This is a genomic window from Pseudovibrio flavus, from assembly GCF_009711345.1.
Classification (GTDB): Bacteria; Pseudomonadota; Alphaproteobacteria; order Rhizobiales; family Stappiaceae; genus Pseudovibrio; species Pseudovibrio flavus.
The window spans coordinates 298,995-318,743 of the sequence record NZ_SMMA01000064.1 but is presented as its reverse complement, the minus strand read 5'-3'; the positions used below and the strand labels follow the sequence as shown (position 1 = coordinate 318,743).

The 19,749-nt window shown below is 54.5% G+C and carries 16 protein-coding genes; 11 read left to right on the top strand and 5 right to left on the bottom strand.

Features of this window, described 5'->3' with window-relative positions:
• Nucleotides 1–26 precede the first annotated feature (26 nt).
• On the top strand, nt 27–878 hold the full coding sequence (locus tag E1162_RS14980) for a GNAT family N-acetyltransferase (protein ID WP_155132546.1): 852 nt from the start codon (nt 27–29) through the stop codon (nt 876–878).
• Between the two features lie 18 nt (nt 879–896).
• On the opposite strand, the gene E1162_RS14975 is transcribed toward E1162_RS14980, so the two are convergent.
• Nucleotides 897–1,820, bottom strand: coding sequence for a LysR substrate-binding domain-containing protein (locus tag E1162_RS14975; protein WP_371311963.1), 924 nt, complete (start codon nt 1,818–1,820; stop codon nt 897–899).
• 360 nt (nt 1,821–2,180) lie between these two features.
• Between E1162_RS14975 and amaB the strand changes: the two genes are divergently transcribed.
• From amaB to E1162_RS14960, 3 genes are all read left to right on the top strand, one after another.
• Entirely contained in the window at nt 2,181–3,668 is a 1,488-nt protein-coding gene (gene amaB / locus E1162_RS14970) for an L-piperidine-6-carboxylate dehydrogenase (protein ID WP_371311966.1), read from the top strand.
• Between the two features lie 12 nt (nt 3,669–3,680).
• Complete coding sequence (locus E1162_RS14965; RefSeq protein WP_155132540.1) at nt 3,681–4,880, top strand: acyl-CoA dehydrogenase; 1,200 nt, start codon at nt 3,681–3,683, stop codon at nt 4,878–4,880.
• A 225-nt stretch (nt 4,881–5,105) separates the two neighbouring features.
• On the top strand, nt 5,106–6,287 hold the full coding sequence (locus E1162_RS14960) for an NAD(P)/FAD-dependent oxidoreductase (RefSeq protein ID WP_155132537.1): 1,182 nt from the start codon (nt 5,106–5,108) through the stop codon (nt 6,285–6,287).
• Nucleotides 6,288–6,371: 84 nt separating this feature from the next.
• Here E1162_RS14960 and pap read toward each other — a convergent pair whose 3' ends face one another.
• A complete protein-coding gene (gene pap / locus E1162_RS14955) occupies nt 6,372–7,853 on the bottom strand; it encodes a polyphosphate:AMP phosphotransferase (RefSeq protein WP_155132534.1) in 1,482 nt (493 codons plus the stop codon).
• 268 nt (nt 7,854–8,121) lie between these two features.
• Between pap and E1162_RS14950 the strand changes: the two genes are divergently transcribed.
• Nucleotides 8,122–10,134 (top strand): bifunctional DedA family/phosphatase PAP2 family protein, encoded by a 2,013-nt coding sequence (locus tag E1162_RS14950; RefSeq protein ID WP_371311962.1) that lies wholly within the window; start codon nt 8,122–8,124, stop codon nt 10,132–10,134.
• Here the strand turns inward: E1162_RS14950 and E1162_RS14945 are convergent.
• A complete protein-coding gene (locus E1162_RS14945; RefSeq protein ID WP_155132531.1) occupies nt 10,131–10,457 on the bottom strand; it encodes an ArsR/SmtB family transcription factor in 327 nt (108 codons plus the stop codon). The genes E1162_RS14950 and E1162_RS14945 overlap by 4 nt on opposite strands.
• A 274-nt stretch (nt 10,458–10,731) precedes the next feature.
• On the opposite strand from E1162_RS14945, the gene E1162_RS14940 reads away from it, so the two are divergent.
• The 4 genes from E1162_RS14940 to E1162_RS14925 all read left to right on the top strand — a co-directional run bounded on the left by E1162_RS14940 (nt 10,732) and on the right by E1162_RS14925 (nt 15,542).
• A complete protein-coding gene (locus tag E1162_RS14940; protein WP_371311961.1) occupies nt 10,732–12,120 on the top strand; it encodes a DEAD/DEAH box helicase in 1,389 nt (462 codons plus the stop codon).
• Between the two features lie 17 nt (nt 12,121–12,137).
• On the top strand, nt 12,138–13,193 hold the full coding sequence (locus tag E1162_RS14935; protein ID WP_155132528.1) for a hypothetical protein: 1,056 nt from the start codon (nt 12,138–12,140) through the stop codon (nt 13,191–13,193).
• 66 nt (nt 13,194–13,259) lie between these two features.
• Complete coding sequence (locus E1162_RS14930) at nt 13,260–13,751, top strand: MmcB family DNA repair protein (RefSeq protein WP_155132525.1); 492 nt, start codon at nt 13,260–13,262, stop codon at nt 13,749–13,751.
• Between the two features lie 135 nt (nt 13,752–13,886).
• Nucleotides 13,887–15,542 carry a GMC family oxidoreductase gene (locus tag E1162_RS14925; protein ID WP_155132522.1) on the top strand — a complete coding sequence of 552 codons (1,656 nt, stop codon included), beginning with the start codon at nt 13,887–13,889 and terminating at the stop codon, nt 15,540–15,542.
• Here E1162_RS14925 and coaBC read toward each other — a convergent pair.
• Nucleotides 15,539–16,747, bottom strand: coding sequence for a bifunctional phosphopantothenoylcysteine decarboxylase/phosphopantothenate--cysteine ligase CoaBC (gene coaBC / locus E1162_RS14920; protein WP_155132519.1), 1,209 nt, complete (start codon nt 16,745–16,747; stop codon nt 15,539–15,541). The two genes, E1162_RS14925 and coaBC, sit on opposite strands and share 4 nt — an antisense overlap.
• A 135-nt stretch (nt 16,748–16,882) precedes the next feature.
• Nucleotides 16,883–18,115 carry a penicillin-binding protein activator gene (locus E1162_RS14915; RefSeq protein ID WP_257099016.1) on the bottom strand — a complete coding sequence of 411 codons (1,233 nt, stop codon included), beginning with the start codon at nt 18,113–18,115 and terminating at the stop codon, nt 16,883–16,885.
• A 222-nt stretch (nt 18,116–18,337) separates the two neighbouring features.
• Between E1162_RS14915 and rsmI the strand changes: the two genes are divergently transcribed.
• Nucleotides 18,338–19,267 (top strand): 16S rRNA (cytidine(1402)-2'-O)-methyltransferase, encoded by a 930-nt coding sequence (gene rsmI, locus E1162_RS14910; RefSeq protein WP_155132516.1) that lies wholly within the window; start codon nt 18,338–18,340, stop codon nt 19,265–19,267.
• A complete protein-coding gene (locus tag E1162_RS14905) occupies nt 19,230–19,670 on the top strand; it encodes a YraN family protein (RefSeq protein ID WP_155132513.1) in 441 nt (146 codons plus the stop codon). Before rsmI ends, E1162_RS14905 begins: the two co-directional genes overlap by 38 nt.
• The last annotated feature ends 79 nt before the right edge of the window (nt 19,671–19,749 follow it).

Sequence of the window (19,749 nt, the reverse complement as noted above, 5' to 3'; positions counted from 1 at the left end):
CCGCTTGATATTGGAAGGAACTGGATATGAGTGAGGCCGTTTCCATTAAACGCCTTAGCCTTGAGGAACTGCCTATGATGCTTGCATGGGCGGGAGAAGAAGGTTGGGGGCCGGGAGCAGACGATGCCGCGCCATTCCATGCCGCTGATCCGCATGGCTTTCTTTGCCTTTTCAAAGGCGATGAGCCGATCTCGGTTATTTCCAGCATCCGATATGGCAATGATTTCGGTTTTCTCGGCTTTTATATCTGCAAGCCGGAGTTTCGCGGGCAGGGGCATGGTCTGCGCATTTGGAATGAAGCCATGGCTCACCTGGACGGACGCACCATTGGTCTGGATGGAGTGGTGGAGCAGCAGGAAAACTACGCCAAATCCGGCTTTGAGCTTGCCCATCGCAACATTCGCTTTGGCGGCATTTCCAACGTTGCAACGCCAATAGATTCGCGCATCAGCCAGATCGGCACCGGCATTATGGATAGTATCGTTGAGTATGATCGTCCGTTTTTTGCCGAGGACCGAGAGGCATTTGTGCGCCTTTGGAATGCACCTATGAACCGCCAACGCTATGGCTTCTATGCCATTGAGAACGGCAGCATAAAAGGCTACGGCACCATTCGCGCCAGTGACATTGGCTACAAGATCGGACCGCTATTTGCCGACACAGAAGAAATCGCAGACCTTTTGTTCCGCACGCTCGCGGGAACAGTTCGTGGGCAAAACATCTTCCTAGATCTGCCAGAAACGAACCCTCTAGCAGAGCGCCTTGCTGAGCGCTACGAGCTTTCGCCAGTGTTTGAAACCGCACGCATGTATAAGGGCAGCGCGCCGAAACTACCGTTGGACCGTATTTACGGCGTAACCACTTTTGAGCTTGGCTAAGTCCAAGATAGAACCAGTTTAACCGGGGAGCAGTGCCTCGCGGTCCTGCTCCTGCTCTCGCGCCTCTTCAATAAGCCAGCTTTTGAACGCGCTCACCACGGGGCGTAGCGTCCGGTTCACCGGATAGACGAAGTGATAGGCGGACGGTTGGCGCTGGGAGATATCAAAGAGCTTTACTAAGCTACCCGATGCCAATTCGTCTTCGACAAAGAACCGCGGAACGAGCGCTGCACCCAAGCCGGAAACTGCAGCCTGCGAGATCATGGAGAACTGATCAAAACGGGGGCCTTGAAAAGCGGTATCCGTTTCAACGCCTGCCTGCTGGAACCATTTTTGCCACGCATCGGGACGGGTGGACTGGTGCAAACGCAGCACTCCGGCAAGGTCCTCCGGCTTGCGGATCATGTAACGATCCCTGAAGGCGCGAGACGCCACCGGAATCACGTCTTCATGGAATAGGGGCTCTGCAAACGCCCCAGCCCAGACCGGCTCGCCAAAGTGGATTGCACCGTCAAATGGCTCTACCTCAAAATCGAAGGGCGTTAGGCGAACCGTCAGGTTAAAGCTCGCTTTTGGATAGCGCTCATGAAAGCGCGGCAGACGAGGGGCCAGCCAGCGGGTACCAAAGGTTGGCAGAACTGCCAGATTGAGAACATCTGCACTACCGGCAAAGGACATTACCTGACGCGTTGCGTTGGTCATCTTCTCCAGCGTGCCGCGAATATCGTGCAGATAAAGACGGCCCGCGTCGGTCAGCACAATGCGCTGGCGCACCCGGCGAAACAGCTCCACTCCCAAACGCCCCTCAAGCAGACGCACCTGCTTACTCACCGCGCCTTGGGTGAGAAACAGCTCTTCAGCTGCGCGGGTAAAGCTGCCATGGCGTGCTGCGCACTCAAAGGCGATCAAACTATCGACGGGTGGAATGAATCCGCGTTTCACAAGTGTTCTCCATTCAGAGGAACCTCAAAAGCGCTTTCCCACCGTGTTTACCGGAGTTTTTCAACGGCGCCCGCCGCGTCAACTCCATGAAAATCTGTCGAATGAGGGATTTCCGCTACGTTCGATCAAGCCTCTGATTTTTATCGGTTTATCTATGTAATATACCTGATAACTCTCCAATAGCAGATAATGTTCATTCCAATCAAGCATGAACTGCGGAGAATACGTAGTTTTTAAAACCGACGCCGAAGCACGACACTAACCTCACGAATATTCGATTTAGCCGTTTCGCGAAAAAGAGGTTTTGACATGACTTCGGCCCTTGACCTGACCCGCCTTGATGCGGAAACAGCCGAGCTGATGGGACGCATGGGGGTTGACCCTGCCGTGCTTTCTGCTGGCTCTATGCCAGCCAACTCCCCCCTGACCGGTGAGACTGTTGCGTCTTTGAAAGAAGACAGCGCTGAAGAAGCCACTGCCGCGGTTGGCCGCGCTGTTGAAGCGTTCAAGGCATGGCGTACAGTGCCTGCACCGCGCCGCGGTGAGCTGGTTCGCCTGCTGGGTGAGGAGCTGCGCGCCCACAAAGAAGACCTTGGCCTTCTGATAAGCATTGAAGCTGGCAAGATCACCTCTGAAGGTCTTGGCGAAGTTCAGGAAATGATCGACATCTGCGACTTTGCCGTTGGTCTTTCCCGCCAGCTCTACGGTTTGACCATCGCTACCGAGCGTCCAGGTCACCGTATGATGGAAACATGGCACCCTGCCGGTGTTGTTGGCGTGATCACTGCGTTCAACTTCCCTGTCGCTGTATGGTCTTGGAACGCTGCCCTTGCCTTTGTTAGCGGCGATAGCGTTGTTTGGAAGCCATCTGAAAAATCCCCACTGACCGCGATTGCTGTCCAAGCGCTTTACGAGCGTGCTCGTGCCAAGTTCGGCGCTGATGCACCTGATGGCCTGCTGGAAATGGTGCAGGGCGGACGTGAAGTTGGTGAAGCGCTGGTAGACGATCCACGCGTTCCTGTGCTCTCCGCAACCGGCTCCACCCGTATGGGCCGTCAGGTTGGCCCACGTGTGGCAGAACGCTTCGGCCGCTCTATCCTTGAGCTTGGCGGTAACAATGCGGCGATCGTCTCATCATCTGCCGATCTTGACCTCACCCTGCGCGGCGTTGCTTTTGCTGCCATGGGCACAGCTGGTCAGCGCTGCACCACCTTGCGCCGCCTGATCGTGCATGAAAGCGTTTATGATGCGCTGGTCCCACGCCTGATTTCCGCTTACGCTTCTGTCAGTGTTGGCGTTTCTACCGAAGAAGGTACGCTTGTTGGCCCGCTGATCGACAAAGACGCGTTTGACAACATGCAGGCAGCGCTTGAATCGGCCAAGGCAGAAGGCGGCACCGTACACGGCGGCGAGCGCGTAAACGTTGGCGGTTATGAAAACGCCTACTACGCTCAGCCAGCGATTGTTGAAATGCCATCCCAGTGCGGCCCAGTGCTGGAAGAGACCTTCGCGCCAATCCTTTACGTGATGCGCTACAGCACTCTGGAAGAAGCAATTGCAATGCAGAACGGCGTTGCTGCTGGCCTTTCCTCCTCCATCTTCACCAACTCCCTGTCCGAAGCCGAGACCTTTACCTCTGCAATCGGCTCTGACTGCGGCATCGCAAACGTCAACATTGGCCCATCCGGCGCTGAAATTGGAGGCGCGTTTGGCGGTGAAAAAGAAACCGGCGGCGGCCGTGAAGCAGGCTCCGATGCATGGAAAGCCTACATGCGCCGCGCAACCAACACCATCAACTACTCCGGCGCCCTGCCTTTGGCACAGGGCGTGAAGTTTGACGTAGAATAAGAGAGACAGTTTATGAGTATCGATCCAACTGGCGGCGGAACCTTTGACTGGGAAGACGCGTTTCTGCTGCGCGATCAGCTGAACGAAGACGAAGTCCTCATCATGGAAAGCGCCCGCGCCTACGCGCAGGAAAACCTGCTGCCACGCGTTATTGAAGCGTACCGTGATGAAGTAACCGACCGCAGTATCTTCAACGAGATGGGCGAACAGGGTCTTCTTGGCGTAACGCTGCCAGAAAAGTACGGCTGTGCGGAAGCTTCCTACGTTGCTTATGGCCTTGTTGCCCGCGAAGTAGAGCGCATCGACAGTGGCTACCGCTCTATGATGAGCGTGCAGTCCTCCCTCGTCATGTTCCCGATCTACGCTTACGGCTCTGAAGAGCAGCGCATGAAATACCTGCCAAAGCTTGCCAGCGGCGAGTATGTTGGTTGCTTCGGCCTGACCGAGCCAGATGCTGGTTCTGATCCAGCAGGCATGCGCACCCGCGCTGAAAAGATCGACGGTGGCTACCGTATTACCGGTACCAAGATGTGGATCTCCAACTCCCCGATTGCTGACGTTTTCGTGGTTTGGGCCAAGTCTGAAGAGCATGACAACAAGATCCGCGGCTTTGTGCTTGAAAAAGGCATGAAGGGCCTCAGCGCACCAAAGATCGGCGGCAAGCTTTCTCTGCGCGCTTCCATCACCGGTGAAATCGTCATGGACGGCGTGGAAGTTCCTGAAGACGCTCTGCTGCCTAACGTTTCCGGTCTTAAAGGTCCGTTTGGCTGCTTGAACCGTGCTCGCTACGGCATTTCTTGGGGCGCACTGGGCGCAGCAGAAGACTGCTGGCACCGTGCCCGTCAGTACGGTCTGGACCGCAAGCAGTTCAACCGTCCTCTGGCTCAGACCCAGCTCTTCCAGAAGAAGCTTGCCGACATGCAGACCGAGATTTCTCTTGGCCTTCAGGGTTCCTTGCGTGTTGGCCGCTTGATGGACGAGGGCCGTGTTGCCCCTGAGATGATCTCCTTGGTCAAGCGCAACAACTGCGGCAAGGCTCTGGATATCGCCCGTCAGGCTCGCGATATGCACGGCGGTAACGGCATCTCTGAGGAATTCATGGTTATGCGTCATGCGCAGAACCTTGAAACCGTAAACACCTACGAAGGCACCCATGACGTGCACGCCCTTATTCTGGGCCGCGCACAGACCGGCTTGCAGGCGTTCTTTTAAGTCTGCCTAACACCTTTAGAGCGCTGTTTTATTTTTCCAGCAGCGCTCATGGCCTTTCTGGCGCGTAGTCTTGGGCGGAAGATCCTCCAATCTTTCGAAACTATGCGCCAACTGCCCAACTCGGGGCGCCGCTAAACCTGTCTCTCTTAGCGGCGCCCGTTTTTTGTTTAAATGGTTGTTCCGCAGCACAGTTATCGGCTGCGATGCTTTTGATGGAATGCTTCTATGGCGCACAAAACGGTCGATGTTGCCATTGTTGGCGGCGCAGTGATGGGCTCTGCTACCGCCTATAACCTTGTCAGCCACAAGGGATTTAGCGGCTCTGTGTGTGTGATCGAGAAAGATCCGTCCTATCAGCAGTGCGCTTCAGCTCTGTCTGCGGCCTCTATCCGCCAGCAATTTTCCAGCGCCATCAATATCGAGATATCGCTCTACGGGATCGACTTCCTGCGCAACATTGGGGAGCACCTTGAGGTGGATGGCGATAAACCACGCATTGATCTGGTGGAAGGCGGCTATCTGTTCCTAGCTACACCGGAAACGCGGCATATTCTGGAGGCCAACCATCAAACGCAAATTTCCATGGGCGCAGATATCGCGTGGTACGAACCAGACGCGCTTTTGCAAAAATTCCCTTGGCTTAACGTCGAGGACATCGCGGCAGGCTGTCATGGAACCTCAGGAGAGGGGTGGTTTGACGGGTACGGCTTGATGCAGGCTTTCCGCCGCAAGGCCCGTTCCCTCGGCGTTCCTTACATCGACGATGAGGTGTGTGCTCTGGAGCGCTCTGGCTCAGGCTGGCTGATTTCGCTCAAGAGCGGCGAGACCATTGAAGCGGGAACCATCGTTAATACGGCGGGGGCATCAGGCGGTGCCCAGATTTGCGAAATGGCGAACGTTACGGTTCCGATACATTCTCGCAAAAGAAGCATTTTCACCTTCGAATGCCGCGATATTATCCCCAATCTTCCACTGCTTGTGGATCCAACTGGAACCTATGTAAGGCCCGAAGGCCATTGCTTTATTTGCGGCTGTAGCCCGGAGGAAGACAATGATCCGGACAGTTATTCCTTCGAGGTGGACTACTCCTACTTCGAAGAGCACCTGTGGCCAACACTGGCGCACCGCATTCCGGCATTTGAAGCCATTAAACCGGGCGCAGCGTGGTCTGGCCATTATGATATGAACCTTTTTGACCACAACGCGTTTGTCGGTCCTGTGGAACAAGCGCCGAATTTCTATATCGCTGTCGGCTTCTCCGGGCACGGCCTGCAGCAGGCACCAGCAGTGGGCCGCGCGTTGGCGGAGCACATCGTTAGCGGTTCCTATGAAACTCTCGATATGAGCGAACTCTCGCTTGACCGTCTCTATGAAGATCGCAAGCTTATTGAGGTCAATGTGGTGTAGAGGCTGGGCTTAATAATGCACCAGCCTTTACCATTTGCGCGTAGCGCCGCTTCATAGAACCCAAAGGGGCACAGGCGGGTAGGGTTATTTTCCCTTGTCCAGCGCCTTTTCTAGAGTCTGGCAGACGGTTTTCAGCACCTTGATGCGAGCGTAGCGCTTATCTTCAGAGGCAACCAGTGTCCACGGCGCGTTGCGGGTGGAGGTGCGATCCACCATATCGCCCGCCGCGATAGAGTATTCCTGCCACTTGAGGCGATTGCGCCAATCTTCCTCGGTGATCTTGTAGTTCTTGTAAGCTGTTTCCTCACGCGCTTTAAAGCGACGCAGTTGCTCTTCTTCTGAAATCGCCAGCCAGAACTTACAAAGGATCACGCCCTCGTTTGTCAGATCGCTTTCAAAGAAGTTGATCTCGTTGTAGGCCCGCAGCCAGTCAGATTCAGAACAAAAGCCTTCAATGCGCTCCACCAGAATGCGCTCATACCAAGAGCGATCAAAGATCGCGGCATGGCCTTTCTTCGGGATACGTCGCCAGAAGCGCCAGAGATAAGGATGCAGGTTCTCTTCTTCGCTAGGCGCGGCGATTGGATAGACCTTATAGGTGCGCGGGTCCATGGAACGGGTAAGACGTCGGATCGCGCCGCCCTTGCCAGCCGCATCGTTGCCTTGGAACACGCAAACAAGGGAGCGCTTTTGAAAACGCTTCTTGTCCATAAGCTGGGCAACCCTGTCTTGCCAGTGCTCCAACTGCTGCTTGTAATCATCCTTGCTCAAGGTCGCTGATAGATCGATGGCATCAACGGCGCTTGTTTTGGAAATACCGCTCACCACAGCAGGGGCAGAGTTTGGAATAGACTTACCATCCTCAAGCTTGCGGGTAATGGCATCGGCAATGGTTTCGCCCATAGCAAGGTCACGATATTCAGGGTCTTGCGATGGAATAACGACCCACGGCGCATAACCGGTGCTGGTGTGTATCGCCGCCTTTTCACCCGCCAACTGGGCTTTGCGGTGGTTGTCTAGGTTGGTCCATTCCTGAAAATAGTGGCGATGGCTTTTAAAGCCTTTCAGTCCATCAAGGCGCTTTTTCTGCTCATCTGTTGGCAGGGTGAACCAGAATTTGAGAAGCAAGACGTTCTCATGGGTGAGCATGCGCTCAAAGCGGTTGATCGCCGAAAGTTGGCGCTCCAAACCATCATCATCTGTCTTGCCATAAACATAGTTGCCCAGCGGCTTTTGATACCAAGAGCCAAGAACGACAGAAACTTCACCGCGTGCTGGCAAATCGCGCCAATAGCGCCACATTCGCGGGCGCAGCTTTTCTTCTTCGCTTCGCTTTTCAGGGTAGGCATTACAAAACAGGTAGCGGGTATCCATCCACTCATAAAGGCGCGAGATAGCTGCGCCTTTACCGGCACCATCGAGACCCGCCATTACAATTACAACGGCAAAGTCCTTGTTTTCCTGCAGCTTATGCTGCGCATCCAGCAGCTCTTCCCTTAGCGCCGGCAAGCGCGCCTCAAAATCCTCTTTACTGATGTTTTGCGGGAGATCTGCTGATTGAAACATGGTGCCTACCGATTTGTTTTTTGCGGGGTCGTTTTGGCCCAGCGAGAGGGCCTGTCTCAAGCTAAAACTGCATCTTTTACGCAGAAATTCTAATTCTTCCAGCTCACAATCCATAGCATGCAAAGCCCGCAAGTTTCTGCTAAAGGCTGCATTAATGGTGAAGGAAACGCTTTTCAAATTCGACTATTTTCGCACAAGCTGCGTTGATAATCGCATCTGGTGTCTCTAAGTAGCTACCAATGTCTCCCGGGTAATCAGTGAGCCGTTTGTGAATACAGACTTTATAACCGAATATTTGCAGCAGATTGTAGCCTTTATCGGCGCAAACCCATCTCTGGCAGGCTTTATCTGCTTTTTCGTCGCGATGGGTGAGGCGCTGTTTCTGGTTGGTTTGTTCTTTCCAAGCACGGTTGTGCTGGTGGGTGCAGGTACGCTGATCGGTCTTGGTAAGCTGGACTTCACTTCCATTTTCCTCTGGACCCTTGCCGGTGCAGTGGTGGGCGATGCTGTTTCCTATTGGGTAGGGTATTTCTTTAAAGACCGGATCCGCACTGTCTGGCCTTTCAGCAAGTACTCCTATCTTGTCGATGCAGGTGAGCGTTTCTTTGAAAAACACGGCGGCAAGAGCATCTTCATTGGCAGGTTTGTACCGGGTGTGAAGTCTGTTGTTGCCGGTATTGCCGGTATGGCGGATATGAGCCTGATAAAATTTCAGGTGGTCAATGTTGTTTCAGCTGTGTTCTGGACGGCTGCGCACATTCTGCCCGGTGTTATGGCTGGCTCGGCGCTTTCGGCAATCAGCGCAACCAACACTCGCCTCGCTATTGTGCTGGGCGGGCTCTGTCTTGCGCTTCTGGTTGCCGTTGTTCTCATCCGCTGGATGATTATGTTTATCATGCCGGTTTTCGGCGGCTCGCATCAAGCAATCATCAATTGGTTTGCCCGTCGTCCCGGCTCATTCTCTCAGTGGATTGCCCAGACCTATAACCCGGAGAATCCACGCTCCGTTGGTATGCTGTTTTCTGCTGCGGTGCTGCTAACCACCTATCCCGCCTTTGTCTGGTTTATCAGTGCCATTTCGCCCGACATGCCGTTGGCGCGGGCTGATGAAGCGATCAATACGCTTTTTGAAACAGCCAGAACGCCGCGTATGGATGACTTTATGATCTCCATCACCATGATGGGCGATGGCATTGTTACCACCATGATTACCGGCGCTGTCGCGCTCTATCTTATGCGCTGCAAAGCGTGGCGACGGGCAAGCGGCTTTATTATCGCTATCGCAAGCTCCGCGCTGTTTGTAGTGATTGCAAAGACGCTACTGGGCCGCGATAGACCGATTGAACTGTTCGACGGTGCTCACTCTTTCTCGTTTCCGTCCGGTCACACAACCATCAACGCTGTTTTGTGGGGCGTACTGGCGGTTCTTATTGCTCACGAGCGTTCACTGCGCGTTAAAACGCTGATCTATTCACTTGCTGCCACCTTTGCCATCATGATCGGTTTCAGCCGCGTTTATCTGGGCGCCCACTGGATGTCTGATGTGGTTGCCGGCCTCTTCTTTGGCGCTGGTACAACGGCGGTATTCGGCTTTATATTTGGCCATATCAGCAACGAGAAGATCGGCCGCAATACCCTAGCTGCCATTGCGGTTAGTACACTTCTTGCCATCTCCGCTTTCCACATTCCGGCAGGCTTCAAAGAAGCGCAGTTTGACTACCGTGTTCGCAGCGGTCTTCTGGTGATGGGCTATGTACAGTGGCGCAGAACCGGCTGGCAGAATATTCCGGCAAAGCGCATCAATCTGATTGGTGAGTTTGAAGAGGACATCGTTCTGCAATGGTCTGGCACCCCAGATGAGCTGCAGGCCTTGATGGAAAAAGAAGGCTGGCGGGTTGCCAAAGACTGGTCTGTTCCTTCCGCAATCGGCTATCTGACCGGAGAAACACCAGCAATCGACCTGCCACCTGTACCGCAAACAAACCTTGGCCGTCTTCCAACGCTTACCATGGTCATGGAAGGCGATATCGATCACCGTCAGGTCTTCTGGCTATGGAAGTCGCGCTATCAGCTTGCTGCTGACGACGGCGCGGTAGAGCCGCTTTACACCGGCACAGTGATTAGCGAGGAAACGATCCGCCTGTTTGGTGAGTTCTCGGCAATCACAGATGATGCGGAAAAGGGTGCAGACATCAAGCGCGAGCTGGTGGACCTACCCCATGCGCTTATGAAGTCCTATCCAACTGGTGAGACCGTTGTAATAGCAGGTCCGCGCCCTTAGGCAGAGGTTTGTGGTGCGCAGTAGAGCTGGTAAAGCGTTTGCAATATCTGCTCTACTTCATGGCTGGCGAGAGAATAGTAGATGGTTTGCGCACTACGGCGCGTGGTGACGAGTTCGCTGGCGCGCATCTTCGCTAGATGCTGGCTTAGCGCGGACTGGCTCAATCCGGTTATTTCTACCAAATGCCCTACCGAACACTCTCCGCCGAGCAGCGTGCACAGCACTAGAAGCCGCTTGGGGTGAGCCATAGATGACAAAAGCTCAGCCGCAGCCTCTGCTTTAGGCTCCATCTGGGACAAATCCATCTTTTCTTGCAATTCCATCGGTGCCGTCAAAACTCAAATCGAAACAAGCGCTCATTATGGCAGAGAGTTCGGCTGCTGTCGATTTCTCTTGACTTTTAAAGGGTAAGGCAACAGATGAGGGCCATCTGACCTTTTTTCGCGGGAAGGCACCTTGCTTTTTGGCAGGCTTTCTCCCTTTCGCCAGCATCACCTACAATTTGCTGATTGGCGCTTGTTTGTGACAGCTTAGGCAGAATAAAACTTCAATTTAATAGGACCTGAACGGGTTTGCGGCCTATGGAGCGCCGCACAAGTGAAAGATCATAGGTTGACCGATTTTGCAGAACTGGGCCTTATCAAGCCCCTTTTGAATGCGCTGGACGCAAAGCAATACACCAAACCAACACCTATTCAGGAACAGGCGATCCCTGTTGTTCTGGAAGGCAAAGATCTGCTTGGCCTCGCGCAAACCGGCACTGGCAAAACCGCTGCGTTCTCGCTTCCTCTCATCCAGCGCCTTAACGAGAGCCGTTACCGCGCCTCTCCGCGCGGCGTGCGCGCACTGATCCTGTCACCAACCCGCGAGCTGAGCGATCAGATCCACTCCAACATCAAAGCCTATTCCGGCCGCTTGCCGATGCACTTTGGCTGTGTTGTTGGCGGCGTTCCGATTGGCCCGCAGGTTAAAGCCTGTCAGCGCGGTATTGATATCCTCGTAGCGACACCGGGTCGCTTGATGGACCTTTATCGCCGCAACGCCGTTCACTTTGATGACCTGGAAATCTTCGTGCTCGATGAAGCCGATCAGATGCTGGATCTGGGCTTCTTTGAAATTCTGCAAGAGCTTGCCGATCTGCTGCCGCCTGAGCGTCAGACGCTGTTCTTCTCCGCAACAATGCCAAAGCCAATTGCGGCTCTTTCAAAGCGTTTCCTGCGCAATCCGGTTGAGGTGAAAGTCGCCCCTGCCGCGACAACCGTAGAAACGGTAACGCAGAAAATCGCGCATCTTAAAGAAGAGAAGCAAAAGCAGCCGCTTCTTATCGAGCTTCTGAACGAAGAGGGCGTTGAAAGCGCACTCGTTTTTGCCGGAACGCGTGAACGTACAGCGCAGCTTGCCGGAGCGCTCGCAGCGCAGGGTATCGATGCGCAGGCTATTCATGGTGACATGGATCAGGCCGAGCGCCAGAAAACGCTGGATCTGTTCAAGCGCAAGCGTATCAAGGTGCTCGTTGCAACCGACGTTGCCGCTCGTGGTATCGATGTGACCGGCATTTCCCGCGTGATCAACTTTGACATGCCGAACGTGACCGAGAACTACGTTCACCGTATTGGCCGCACAGCGCGTGCTGGCCGCGATGGCGAGGCTATCAGCCTTTGTCTGCCGGAAGAGCGCGGTATGCTGCGCGCTATCGAAAACCTCACCCGCCAGAAAATCGAAGTTCTGGAAGGCTATCCTTGGTTCAAATCCGACAGCGAGCCGAAGTCTGCACGCACTCCTAAGTTCCAAGGCAAAGGCGGCAAGAAGGGTTCTGGCCAAGGCAAGGCAAAGTCTGGATCAGGTCAATTCAAGCCTACCGGAAACAAGCCAAGCGGGCCTAAAGGCGGCGCAAAGAAACCATCCCAGCCTCCACGTCGTTCCCGCGGCAATGATGGTCAGGCACAGTCTGCGCCGTCTACCGGTGCTTACCTGAAACGGAAATAAGCGAGTTATCGCTCACCATGACTGACGTGATGCACGAGCCATCACCAAACACGATCTTGGAGACCCGCTTTAAACCAGCGGGTCAGTCCACCACACTTGTCATCGTGTTTTCTCAAGCACGAATCCCCTCCGGAAAATTTGGCCTTGAGCGACTGTTTGCAAAGACACAGCACGCTTGCCTGTTCCTAAACCATGTCGGAAACGGCTGGTACATGAACCAAGAAGCAGCCATTGATGCTGCCATCGACGGCGCTATTCATGCAGCAAGCCCAACCCGCATCATCTATTACGGTGCTTCAATGGGTGCTTACGGTGCGCTTGTTACCGGCTTGCGGCGGCAGGACGGTGAAATCTATGCATTTGGACCTGAGGTTCCACTTGGTCTGCTGCAAAGCCAAAGCCTTGAGCATATAGGCCTTGCAGCGCGAACTGCTCCATCAGTAGCTGCTCTTTTGGAGGCAAGTCCGCCAAATCATCCCGTGCATATTATCTTTGGCGCTTTTGATGCGGTCGATGTCTATAGTTTCAACGCCTTAAACTCATTACGAAACCGAAATAATATCGAAATTCTCTTGGTTTCTTCATCACACGCTAGCCATGACCACCTCTACACGATCAATGTTATCCGCAAGCTGATCACAACTTTCACACGAGATATCCGAGAGCTTCTCCACGAGAAGCAGATGCCGTTTGACAGCTCTTACGAGGGGCTTTCACTTTTTGCATCAGCAGGTCAAGGCGATGATGTGGACCTTGAAGTTTTAGCCACCTTGGACAACGCGGGAGCGGGATTGCTTGCAGCAGAACTTCTCTCGCAATCTGGAGAAACCGGGAGAGCTGTCTCTTTATTGAAGAAATGGGATGCCGCGATCACTGATGATCCGGTTCTTGCCAATTGTCCAAAACGCTGGCGCAAGAAGTTCCCTCTGCTGGCTGTCGAGACCTTGATGTCTGAAGGGCATCACTCGCAGGCCACTGAACTCCTCAGCGAGACCATGGAGCGCTTTCCGATTGATGACCGCATGGCCGAGCTTGCTTCCAAGCTTGGCATTGAAACGCCCTCTGGACACTGAGTGCTGGGCGTGGGTTCAGCCACTGACGCAGGCGTGCTAGGCTAGGTACTGATCTGAGGAGACCTGATGACCTTTATTTCGGATAGGAACCGCGTGCAGCTGAAAGACCCGCTCATTGACGGTCGCCAATCGGAAACAGCGCTGAAAATCCAACGTGGTTGCCAACGTTATCTCCGTGGTCTGGATTTCTGCTCCGTTCCCGAAGTAACGCTTGCCTCGGGGCGTCGGGCCGATCTACTCGCACTTGGACCAAAATCTGACCTCTGGATTATCGAGATCAAATCTTCAGTTGCCGATTTTAGAGCAGACAGCAAATGGGAAACCTATCGCGATTTTTGTGACCGCCTCTACTTCGCGACGGTTGCGGAGGTTCCGCTGGATATCTTTCCGCAAGAGGCTGGGCTTATTCTCTGCGATAGTTACGGAGCCGAAATAATAAGAGAGGCGCCAGAACATAAGCTGGCTGCTGCCCGCAGAAAAGCCGTCACCTTGCGCTTTGCCCAGTGCGCGGCCCGCCGTTTGCAAGACATCTCCGACCCTGACCGGCGACTTGGCTAAATTCACGCCAGCTTCAAACTTCGACCAAAAGCCTAGACACCAGAGATAATTACGGGTGGTCCGCCCGCCTGCTTGTCGGTAGCCTTCCAGCAATAGATGTTGCACAGGCAAACAAGCCGCAGGGAGGGGCATACCTTGCACTACGACTTCATTATCGCTGGCGGAGGTTCTGCCGGTTCTGTACTGGCTGCCCGTCTTTCTGAAAATCCTGACGTTAAAGTTTGCCTTTTGGAAGCTGGCGGGGAGGGCCGCTCCGTTGTTGTGCGCGCGCCTCTGGGCATTGTCGCCTGCGTTCCCGGCCGCCCTCTCAAGCTCAACAACTGGGCCTTCCAAAGTGCTCCGCAAAAGCATTTGAACGGCAGACGCCTTTTCCAGCCGCGAGGCAAAGCCTTGGGCGGCTCAAGTGCCATTAACGCCATGTTGTATGTGCGCGGCCAAAGGGAAGATTACGACAGCTGGGCAGAGAATGGCTGCGACGGCTGGGCCTATGATGATGTGCTGCCGTACTTTTTGAAGTCCGAACAGTTCCAGCATGGCCGCTCGCCGCTTCACGGCGGGCACGGACCACTTCATGTCAGTGATCAGCGCAGTCCTCGCGCTTTGAGTGAGGCCTTTATTGAAGCAGCCGGTTTGAACGGCATTGCTAGAAACGATGACTTTAACAGCGAAACACAGGAAGGCGCGGGCCTTTACCACGTCACCCAGTTTCACGACCACCGCAAAGGCGAGCGCTGTTCGGCTGCCGCCGCCTACCTCCATCCGGTTATGGACCGGCCCAACCTCACCGTTTTAACCGGTGCCCGCGTGATCGCACTCAATATGGAGGAAACCCGCGTCACTGGTGTCTCCTTCATCCAAAGGGGACGCATGCACACTATCAAAGCGGAGAAGGAGACGATCCTAAGCGCCGGAGCCATCCAGAGCCCGCATATCATGATGCTGTCCGGCATTGGCCCAGAGGTGGAACTGGGACGCAACGACATCACAGTGCATCACAAGCTGGAAGGTGTCGGGCAAAACCTGCAAGATCATTTGGACTACACGGTATCGTACCGCTCCGATAACACGGATATGGTCGGCATCGGCATTCGCCCCGCAATCCAACTGGCGAAAGAAGCCATGCAGTGGCGGGAGGATGGAAGCGGCATGATCGCTTCTCCAGCCTCCGAGGCTGGTGCGTTTTTCCATTCCAACCAGTCAGGCGGGCGGGCAGACCTGCAGCACCACTTCGTTATTGCAATCGTCGATAATCACGCCCGCAAACTCCACATGGGCTACGGCTTTGGGTGTCATGTATGTGTTCTAAGGCCCAAATCCCGAGGTGAAATCGGCCTTTATTCCAATGACCCACGCGTTCCGCCGCGCATTGATCCGCGGTACCTGAGTGAGCCTGAGGATATGGAGGTTATGGCAGACGGCGTTGAGAAAACCCGCGCAATTCTAGAGAGCGCGCCGTTTGACGCCTATCGCGGCAAGCCGCTGTACCACATGGGAACGAGCAGAGAGGATGTTCGCTCAGCTATTCGCCAACGGGCGGAGACGATCTACCATCCGGCAGGCACCTGTAAAATGGGTGCTGATGAGATGAGCGTTGTAGATGCCGAGTTGAAAGTGCGGGGGCTTGAGGGCCTGCGCGTTGTTGATGTATCGGTCATGCCGACGATCATTTCCGGCAATACAAATGCGCCTGCGATAATGATCGCCGAGAAGGCGGCAGACATGATCCGCCGCCAATATGAAGCGCCATTTGAACGCAAAGATGAAGCTATTGGCGCCTCGGCCGCGTCTTAACTGGTGACCTTGTCGATGATCTTTTCGACCAGCTTTTGAGCGACTGCGCCCTTATCCATTTTCGGCCAGTCTTCAACGCCGTCATGAGAAACGATGCGGACGGTGTTGTTGTCGCCGCCCATGACGTTGTTCTCAGGGCTTACATCGTTCGCAACGATCCAGTCGGCACCTTTACGCTTCAATTTACCAGTCGCGTTATCGATAAGGTTTTGCGTTTCGGCTGCGAAACCAACCACCAAACCCGGTCGTTTTTCGCCGTGATTACCAACGCCGGATAGAATATCCGGGTTCTCGACAAGGGAGAGTGCTGGAGGAAGGCCGCTACCATCCTTCTTGATTTTCTGACCACCTTCGTTGGAGGTGCGCCAGTCGGCAACGGCTGCCGCCATCACCGCAATATCAGCAGGAAGCGCTGCTTCAACTGCCTTTTGCATATCCCGTGCCGATTCCACATGCACCACATTCACGCCCTTCGGGTCAGGAATAGTAACAGGACCTGAAACCAGCGTGACAGATGCCCCAGCATCCGCCAGCGCCTGTGCAATCGCGTGGCCCTGCTTACCGGAGGAACGGTTGGCGATATAGCGTACCGGATCGATCGGCTCATGGGTTGGGCCAGATGTCACCACTGCTGTTTTTCCAGAAAGCGGCTTGTTGACCGGCGTAAGCAACGCTTCGATAGCTGCAAGAATTTCCATAGGTTCGGACATGCGTCCAAAACCAGCCTCGCCGCTTTCCGCCATTTCACCGGCGTTAGGCCCAACAAAGTTGATACCGTCAGAAGCGAGCTGCGCAAGATTGCGCTGCGTAGCTGGGTGAGACCACATGCGGGAGTTCATGGCAGGAGCGATTAGCACCGGCTTATCGGTTGCAAGCAGCACACAAGAGGCAAGGTCGTCAGCAAGGCCATGGGCCATCTTGGCCATCATATTGGCCGTTGCGGGCGCGACAACCAGAAGGTCTGCTTCACGGGAAAGGCGGATATGGCCAACATCGTGCTCGGCTTCGCGGTCAAACAGTTCGGTAAACACCTTGCCGCCAGTTAGCGCACCCACTGTAAGCGGGGTTACAAACTGGGTTGCACCATTCGTCATCACCGCACGAACATGAGCGCCGCGCTCCTTTAAACGACGGATGAGATCCAGCGTTTTGTAGCAGGCAATTCCGCCAGTGATGATGAGTAGAATGCGCTTGTTGGACAGCATCAGTTTCTCCGTATCCCCGCACCGTGTTTGCCGTCTTTCTAACCCCTTAGAAAAGAAAAATCATCAGGGATATTGCACGAAAAAGCCCGGCCTGATGATCAGACCGGGCTTTCACAAACTTAAGGAGCCGCTTGGTTAAAGGGCAAAGGAGCGCGGCGCAGCAGCCAACACTTCAACTTCCCCATGTCCCTTTGGCGTGTAAATGGCCAAGCCGCGGTCACTGTGACCATAGCGGTTGAAACGGAACACACCGTCGATACCAAGGAAACCGTCGCGGTTGGTCAGGATGCGCTCTGAGAAGCGATCAGGACCTGCGGACTTTACAAGTCCTGCAGCAAGGATTGTCGCATCATAGGCAAGAGAAGCGTTGCGCGCTGGTTTGCTGCCATAAGTCTGAGCGTAGCGCTCTGCAAACTGGTCGAAGCTGCGGTTATCAGGACCCGGGAACCAAGCGCCAACAAGGAAAGGCGAACTCAGCACTTCAGGAGTATTCCAAAGGCCGCTGCCGATCAGCTTAACTTCACCGACATTTGCGCCGATTTCTGTCATCACCTGCATGGCGTAGGATGGGACCGCACCGCCCTCAGGGATGTAAAGCGTATCAACCTGAGAGACAGAACGGCTGAGGCTCATCACCTTTTCGCGGATGCTTTCCGCATTGCCCGGGGTGTACCGCTCAATGGCGACCACACGTCCACCGGCATTACCGACTGCCTGACGGAAGGTGGCTTCAACAACTGCGCCGTAGGAATTATCCGGCAGCAAAGCGGAGAAGGACTGACGCTCTTGTTCAATCGCATAGCTTACAACGCGGTTCACGTCGGATTGTGGCAGGTAGCTTAGCAAGTAGGTGCCTTGGTCAGCCACGTTCACGTCCGTTGAAAACGCAACCATTGGCACGCCAGAACGGCGGGTAACCTGGCTTGCACCGCGCACAGCATCAGCAAAAACAGGGCCGATCACCAGCTCCGCACCTTCCTGCACAGCGGTTTCAGCAGCAACACGAGCACCATCAGCAGTGCCTGCGGTGTCCTTCACGAGAATCTGAAGGTCAGCACCCGGAAAGTCCGAAAGAGCCATCTGCGCAGAGTTCTGAAACAGTGTCGCTACAGATGCAGCACTTGCACCTTCACCGGAAAACGGCAGCAATAGTGCAACCTTTACAGAACCATTGCCAATGGTCTGACCTGTTGGCTGCTGGGTTTGACCCTGCTGCGGGTAGCCGTTAAAGCCGCCCGGATAAGAACCCGGATAGTACGAGCTTGTGGAATTCATACAGCCGGCAAGAGCGAGCGCCGCGCCGACAACCAGCGTGGTAGAAAGGTGCTTGAAGATACGTCTCGTCTTCGCCCGATTGTCTTTCACCATAATGTCCTTAGTTTCTTCAGCCTGTGCAGCGGTTCGAGGCCCCACACCTATTATTGTTATAGATCATTAACCGTGATTACAGCGCTTACTCTATCGCTTTCTTATATTTTTTGCGGTTCCTGCACAAAAATTGCCTCTCAAATCTGGCGGGAAAGGCCGGAGTTCGTTAAATCTGCGCCTACGCTTGTGTAAAACCCGAGCGCGTTCAAGAAAGAGAGAGCAATGCAAGCCCCACACGAAAAAGGTCACACCAACTACTCGATTGGCGCCACCACTTTTGAGGCAAAGCCGATCGAAGCGGGGTTTTACATCGTCTCCACGCCCATCGGAAACTTGGGTGATATCACCATCCGCGCGCTCGAAACTCTAGCGGCAAGCGATTTGATTGCCTGCGAAGACACCCGCGTGACGGGCGGTCTTTTGCACCGCTTCGGCATCCGAACTCAGATGATCCCGTATCATGAACACAACGGCGAACGGCAGCGCCCGCGTATTGAGGCAGCGCTTGCAGAAGGCAAAATCGTCTCGCTGGTTTCTGACGCGGGCACGCCTCTCATTTCAGATCCGGGCTACCAGCTTGTGCGCGCTCTTTTGGAAGCTGGTCACAAAGTTGTTCCGATACCGGGCGCATCTGCCATGCTCACCGGCATTGTGGCTTCTGGCCTTCCTTCCGATATGGTGGTGTTTGCCGGGTTTTTGCCACACAAAAGCGGCGCACGGCGTAAAAGATTGGAAGAGCTAAGCGAACAGGCTGGCACTCTTGTTCTTTATGAAAGCCCGCACCGCGTTGGCTCTAGCCTTGGCGATATGGCGCAAATTCTGGGCCCAGACAGGGAAGCTGTTGTTGCCCGCGAACTCACCAAGAAATTTGAGGAATTCAAGCGCGGCACCCTCCGGGAACTTGCCTCTTTGTTTTCGGAGAACACGGTGAAGGGCGAATTGGTTATAATGATCGCGCCGGGGGAAAAGCGGGCAAGTGAAACGCTTGATATCAGTGCACTTCTGCGAGAATCCCTGCAAACAATGCCTGTAAGCGCTGCTGCAAAACATGTTGCAAAGCTGACGGGCGGTGACAGAAAACTGATCTATGCACGGGCTTTGGAGCTAAAGCAGGATGCTGAATTCTCTCACTCTGGAGATGCCGAGGACTAACTGGCACAGTACCCTCAGGCACACGACACTGGCGCGCAAGCAGGCCTACCACAAAGGCTTGATGGCAGAGCAGTGCTGTGCAGCCTACCTTCGCCGCAATTACTGGCGCATTTTAGAGACCCGTTACAAGGCAAAGGGCGGTGAAATCGACATCATTGCCCGCCGCGGCGCATGTCTTGCCTTTATCGAGGTCAAAGCCCGCAAAACCCGTGATCTCGCCATCGAAGCTATTTCTCAGCGCAATCAAACCCGCATTGCAAATGCTGCCCGTCATTGGGTAGCCAGCAACGGTGATGCGCTGGAAGACTTTAACAAACTGACCTTGCGCTTTGATGCGATGGTGCTTGATAACGCGCTGCGCCCAGAGCACCTGCCCAACTTTTTTCAAAGCGACTTTCTTTAGCCTCACGAAGATTTTTTTATAGTGCCATGGACAAACCGCCTAGGCGGGCTCATATGTGCATGTGCTAATTGCCGATGCT

Excerpts from the sequence above, each read along its gene's own strand:
- E1162_RS14980 (WP_155132546.1), top strand. The coding sequence starts at position 27 with ATGAGTGAGGCCGTTTCCATTAAACGCCTTAGCCTTGAGGAACTGCCT.
- amaB (WP_371311966.1), top strand. The coding sequence starts at position 2,181 with ATGGGACGCATGGGGGTTGACCCTGCCGTGCTTTCTGCTGGCTCTATG.
- E1162_RS14965 (WP_155132540.1), top strand. The coding sequence starts at position 3,681 with ATGAGTATCGATCCAACTGGCGGCGGAACCTTTGACTGGGAAGACGCG.
- E1162_RS14960 (WP_155132537.1), top strand. The coding sequence starts at position 5,106 with ATGGCGCACAAAACGGTCGATGTTGCCATTGTTGGCGGCGCAGTGATG.
- pap (WP_155132534.1), bottom strand. The coding sequence starts at position 7,853 with ATGTTTCAATCAGCAGATCTCCCGCAAAACATCAGTAAAGAGGATTTT.
- E1162_RS14945 (WP_155132531.1), bottom strand. The coding sequence starts at position 10,457 with ATGGAATTGCAAGAAAAGATGGATTTGTCCCAGATGGAGCCTAAAGCA.
- E1162_RS14935 (WP_155132528.1), top strand. The coding sequence starts at position 12,138 with ATGACTGACGTGATGCACGAGCCATCACCAAACACGATCTTGGAGACC.
- E1162_RS14930 (WP_155132525.1), top strand. The coding sequence starts at position 13,260 with ATGACCTTTATTTCGGATAGGAACCGCGTGCAGCTGAAAGACCCGCTC.
- coaBC (WP_155132519.1), bottom strand. The coding sequence starts at position 16,747 with ATGCTGTCCAACAAGCGCATTCTACTCATCATCACTGGCGGAATTGCC.
- E1162_RS14915 (WP_257099016.1), bottom strand. The coding sequence starts at position 18,115 with ATGGTGAAAGACAATCGGGCGAAGACGAGACGTATCTTCAAGCACCTT.
- rsmI (WP_155132516.1), top strand. The coding sequence starts at position 18,338 with ATGCAAGCCCCACACGAAAAAGGTCACACCAACTACTCGATTGGCGCC.
- E1162_RS14905 (WP_155132513.1), top strand. The coding sequence starts at position 19,230 with ATGCTGAATTCTCTCACTCTGGAGATGCCGAGGACTAACTGGCACAGT.